General features: G+C 71.1%; 2 protein-coding genes. One reads left to right on the top strand and one right to left on the bottom strand.

The features are described 5' to 3' along the window. Positions 1 to 1554 (top strand): MMPL family transporter (locus tag VMR86_00010; GenBank protein ID HTO05416.1); only part of this gene is annotated, 1554 nt, incomplete at its 5' end. Positions 1555 to 1563: 9 nt separating this feature from the next. Here VMR86_00010 and VMR86_00005 read toward each other — a convergent pair. Next, positions 1564 to 2343 carry a M48 family metallopeptidase gene (locus VMR86_00005; protein ID HTO05415.1) on the bottom strand — a complete coding sequence of 260 codons (780 nt, stop codon included), beginning with the start codon at positions 2341 to 2343 and terminating at the stop codon, positions 1564 to 1566. Positions 2344 to 2409: the final 66 nt, after the last annotated feature.

Here is a 2409-nt window from a genome sequence, read left to right as displayed (position 1 = left end):
ATCGTCCGGCTCGGCTCCAACTTCATGGAGATCGCGATCTTCGCGCTGAACGTGGCCGCGTTTCTCGGGCTCGGTCTCTCGATCGACTACTCGCTGCTCCTGGTGCAGCGCTTCCGCGAGGAGCTCGCGCGGGGTCTCTCGACGCGCCTGGCGGTGATCACCGCGGTCGATACGGCGGGCCGTGCGGTGCTGGTCTCGGGGCTCGCGGTGGTGGTGAGTCTGGTCGTGCTGCTCGGCGTGCCCGTGGCGATCCTGCGCAGCGTCGCGCTCGGAGGAGTGCTGGCGACCGCGACGGCGCTCGTGGGGGCGCTGGTCTTGCTCCCGAGTCTCCTGGCGTGGCTCGGACCCCGAGTGAATCGCGGGTCGCTGCGCCGGCGGCCGGAGGTCGGCGGCTCGAGCCCTTTCTGGAGCCGCGTCGGCGAGCTGTCGATGCGACACCCGATCGCGACGGCGCTCTGCTGCACCGCCCTCTTGCTCGTTGCCGCGAGCCCCGTGCTGCGCATGCGCAGCGTGCTGCCCGACGCGCGCATCTTCCCCTTCCACTCCGAGGTGCGGCTCGTCGACGAGGCGCTCGGCGATGCCGGCCGCTTCGATCCGGGCGGCGCCTCGGCCATGCAGGTGGTCGTGGAGACTCAAGGCTCGCCGCTCGAGCTCGGAAACCTGCGCCTGCTGCGCGCCTACACCGCGCGCATCTCCGCTGTCTCGGGCGTGACCGGCGTGCGCACGCCGTTCGCCGGGCTCGACCCCGACGCGCGCACCTCCGAGGAGCTCGCCCGAGCCGCCTCGGTCGACCCCGTGGCAACGCGGCTCGCGCGCATGACTCACGCGGATCACTCACTGCTGGTGGCCACGGGCGCGCACGCCTGGCGCTCGGCGCAGGCGGCCGAGGTGCTCGAGACCGTGCGCGACGTTCCGCACCCCGCCCTGCGCGTGAAGATCGGAGGTCCGACGGCGCAGATGGTCGATCTGAAGGAGACCTTGCGCCAATACGGGCGCGTAGCGGCGGTGCTCGTGATCGGCTGGAATCTCGTGATGCTGCTGGTCGCCTTCCGGTCGGTGGTCGTGCCGATCAAGGCGGTGCTCATGAACGTGCTGTCGCTCGGCGCGAGCTACGGAGTGCTCGTCTGGGTGTTCCAGGACGGCCACCTCGCGCGACTCCTGGGCTTCGAACGCCTGGACGGCATCGACCCGAGCATTCCGCTCGTGATGTTCGCGGTCGTGTTCGGGCTATCGATGGACTACGAGGTGTTCCTGCTCTCGCGCATCCGCGAGGAGTGGCTCCGCACCAGAGACAACCAGGGCAGCGTGATCTTCGGCCTGGCGCACACCGGACGGATCATCACCAGCGCGGCGCTGATCCTCTTGGTGGTGATCGGCGCGTTCGCCGGCGGTGACCTCGTCTACGTGAAGCAGATCGGGGTGGGCATGGCGGCGGCGATCGCGATCGACGTGACCCTGGTCCGCGCCCTGCTCGTGCCCGCGACCATGCAGCTGCTCGGGCGCTGGAATTGGTGGGCGCCCCACTGGCTCGCCCCGCCGGCGCGGCCGTCCTGAGCCGCCGGCTCAGCGCAGCGAGGCCTTCACCGTTTCGAATCCGCCGACACTGTGCGGTGTACCCCGGGGCAGCGTCTTCGCCAGCTCGCGGATGCGCGCCTCGCGGTCCACGGGCGAGGGGTGGTCGCTGAGGAAGGCCTCGAGCTCGCCCGGATCGTGGCCGGCCTCTTCGCGCAGCACGCCGAAGAAGTCGGCGAGCGCGTTCGGGTCGTAGCCGGCCCGCGCCATCATCGCGGCGCCCGTCATGTCGGCCTCGGACTCGGCGTCGCGGCTGAACTTCAGGAAGGCGGCGTTCAGCCCCACGCCTCCGACCGCGGTGAGCACGTCGGCCCCGGTGCCGCCGCCCAACAGTCCCCCGAGCACTCCGAGCCCGGTCTGCGCGGCGTAGGCCTCCGAGGCCTGGTGCGTGCCGTGGCGCAGCGCCACGTGGGCGAGCTCGTGGCCCATCACGCCGGCGAGCTCCGCCTCGCTGCGCGCCGCCGCGATCAGCCCGCTGTTCACGTACATCGGCCCGCCCGGGAGCGCGAACGCATTCACCTGTTTCTCGCGCACCGCCTTGGCGTGATACGGGTACTTGGCCCCGGGCGCGTGGCTCACCAGCGCCTGGACCAATCGGTTCAGGTAGGCGTCGACCGCGGGCTCACCGAGCAGCTCGAGCTTCTTCTCCGCCTCGGCCGCCGACTGCTTCCCGATCTCGATGTCCTGGTCCACTGTGAACAGGTTGAACCCGGGAGCGGGCGCGCCCGGCGCCAGCGGCGTCTGGAGGGCAGCGGTCGCGCAGCCCAGCATACCCTCTTGCTAGAGCAAGAGCCGCGCCCGGAACGCGCAAAGGCCGAGAAACGCGAGCCCGACGAG

Source organism: Myxococcota bacterium, assembly GCA_035498015.1.
Lineage (GTDB): Bacteria > Myxococcota_A > UBA9160 > SZUA-336 > SZUA-336 > VGRW01.
This window is presented reverse-complemented; position numbering and strand designations above follow the sequence as displayed.

Coding starts and splice junctions, on each gene's coding strand:
- VMR86_00005 (HTO05415.1), bottom strand. CDS start 2,343: ATGCTGGGCTGCGCGACCGCTGCCCTCCAGACGCCGCTGGCGCCGGGC.